The organism is Streptomyces sp. W16 (genome assembly GCF_033194735.1).
GTDB lineage: Bacteria > Actinomycetota > Actinomycetes > Streptomycetales > Streptomycetaceae > Streptomyces.
Window position 1 is genome coordinate 1 of record NZ_JAWOAI010000909.1, and the last position, 2287, is coordinate 2287.

2 protein-coding genes and 1 pseudogene are annotated in these 2287 nt (G+C 72.1%); 2 read left to right on the top strand and 1 reads right to left on the bottom strand.

The annotated features are described in order from the left end of the window. Nucleotides 1-1216: tetratricopeptide repeat protein (locus R6V09_RS51275; RefSeq protein ID WP_317888273.1), on the bottom strand; the 1216-nt coding region annotated here is incomplete at its 3' end. A gap of 38 nt (nt 1217-1254) precedes the next feature. Between R6V09_RS51275 and R6V09_RS51280 the strand changes: the two genes are divergently transcribed. Together R6V09_RS51280 and R6V09_RS51285 are read left to right on the top strand one after the other, a co-directional pair. Then, nucleotides 1255-1929: a hypothetical protein gene (locus R6V09_RS51280; RefSeq protein WP_317888274.1), complete on the top strand. Its 675-nt coding sequence runs from the start codon at nt 1255-1257 to the stop codon at nt 1927-1929. 74 nt (nt 1930-2003) lie between these two features. Next, nucleotides 2004-2287, top strand: a pseudogene (locus R6V09_RS51285) (hypothetical protein); the annotation flags it as partial.

Consider the following 2287-nt stretch of genomic DNA (forward strand, 5'->3'; position numbering starts at 1 on the left):
CCCTGGGCACGCGGTCGGCGGCGGCGAGCACCCGCTCCGCGTCCTCCGCGGTCAACGGCAGTGGATGCAGTACGGCGGCGCAGCGCAGCACGTCGGCGGCGTCCGCCGTGTCCACGTCCCGCACGAGAGCGCCGGTCACGTCTCCCGCTGCGAGCGTGTCGAGAAGCGAACCCCCGCGCGCGTGGAGGCGGTCGTACAGTTCTCGCGGCTGGTGTCCGGCCCGGATCGCGCGTCCCAGGAGGCCGAGCGCGAGAGGGTGCCCCTCCACCGCCTCGGCCAGTGCTTCGTCACCGCCGACGAGCACGCGCGCGTGCGGGGCGTCGAGCGGTCCCAGGTCCACGGGGGTGCCGATCCCGTCGTAGGCACGGCTGTGCAGGGTGAAGACGGTGTGGCCGAGGGGGTGCGGTGCCGCCATCGCGGCGATGTCCCGGGCGGTGAGCCGGTCGGCGGGGACGGAGTCGACGATCCACAGGAACGGTTCGCCGGTACCGAAGGAAGTGGCGCCGGAACCGGAAAGCGCACGCATGGACTCCTCGTACGCCTGCCCGTTCACCCAGAAGACACCGCCGGGGTAGGCCGCCTCGAAGCGGAGGGCGTACTCCTGGGCGAGCGCGGACTTGCCGATGCCGGACATGCCGCGGATCTGTACGGCGCGCGGGGCGGCACTGCCGGTGACGAGGTGCGCGGAGTGGGCGTGCAGGGCGGAGTGCACCTGCCAGAGCTCGGAAAGGCGGCCCAGGAAGTCGGAGCGCGGTTCCGGCGAGCCCGACAGCCATCGTCGTACGGCGCGTTCCTGGATCGCCATCGGACCGTCGAGGCGGGCGACATGCTCGCGTACGTCGGCCACCAGGGCGGCGGGTTCGTCGGCCGAGGCGTGCCGGGCGTCGCGGAGTTCGACGGGGTGGATGTGGTCGGAGGTCGGCTCGGGATTGACGACCATGACCCGGCCGCGCGGGTCGCCCTCCCCCAGGCCGGCCAGGTAGGCCGTCGTCAACTCCCACTGGCAGGCCTCGCGTTCGGGGTAGCCGGCGGAGTAGTAGGCGAGCAGCGCCTTGGAGCGGGCCAGTTCGCGCCGGATGGTGTCACTGATGCCGGCGAAGGACGCGACTCCGGTCTCGTCAGTGAACACGTCGAGCCCGCCGTCGCGCAGCATCCGCGCGAGCGGCCGCACCCGCTCCACATCACTGCGGCTGTAGCTGAGGAAGACGTCCCACACGACGGCTTACCCTACTGTGGGTGCCGGGGAGGGCGATCATGAGACACAGGCAGCGCAGGCGTCGGGGTCCGGGCGGTCCGTCGCAGATCACGGCCAGGCTGACGATCCCGTTCGTGGGCGAGATCTCGGGCACCTGGGAACCTGCCGACGCGGAGCGCAGCGCGGCCTGGGAGCTGTACCTGGAGCTCGTCACCCGGGTCTCGGTCGAGGAGCTCTCCGCCGACGAGGGCTTCCTGCGCGAGGCCCTGACCTCCCTCTACACCTTCTTCGGCACCACCCGCGAGATCCTCCGCCGCTACGGCCCCGAGATCGCCCCGCCGCTGGCCCCCGGCCACGTCAGCTTCGCCGTCCTCGCGGTCACCGTCCTCAACCGCGTCCTGCGCCCCCTGCTCGCGTCATGGCATCCCCGCCTCGCCGCCTACGAGTCCCAGCGGCCCGAAGGGCGCGATCCGGTGGCGTGGGAGCGGGAGTGGGAACACGCGGACGCGCTGCGTGGTGCGATCGCGGAGGTGCGAAGTGTGCTGAGGTCACTGGCGCGGACCTTGCAGGAGGTGGCCGGGGTAAGCGACCTCATCGACCTGCCCGCACCGCGCACTCCCGAGGACGCTGCGGCAGGGGCGGATCGGGGCACCCCCCCCCGGCGGTTCAAACAGGTCCTGACACTCCCGACGCTCCTGACGCATCTGGGGTCTGAGGTCACTCTGGCCGCGTGATGCCGTCGGGCCGATTGTCAGTGGCGCGCGCTTCACTGGAGTGGTCACTGAGAGTCACCACGGGGGAGCGGTCGATGGCAGCGTACGAGACGAATGAGAACGGGCGGGAGCAGGGGTCGGAGGGCGGCGGCGACGCGCAGGCCACTCGTGCGCATCTCTCCATGGCCGGCTTGCGCGCTCGGGGATGGACGGCCGGGATGGTGCGTCGACTGCTCGGGGAACCCGATCAGTTCCGGGTCAACCCGCATTTCCGGGCGGCCCCGCGGACCCGGTTGTACCGCGTCGAGCGGGTCGAGGCCGCTGAGCGGAGTGAGGAGTTCCGGGCCGTGTCGGCGGCTGCCGTGCGGCGGTCCGTCGC

What these genes read in the sequence shown, in the direction of transcription:
- R6V09_RS51280 (WP_317888274.1), top strand. Translation starts at nt 1,255, where the DNA reads ATGAGACACAGGCAGCGCAGGCGTCGGGGTCCGGGCGGTCCGTCGCAG.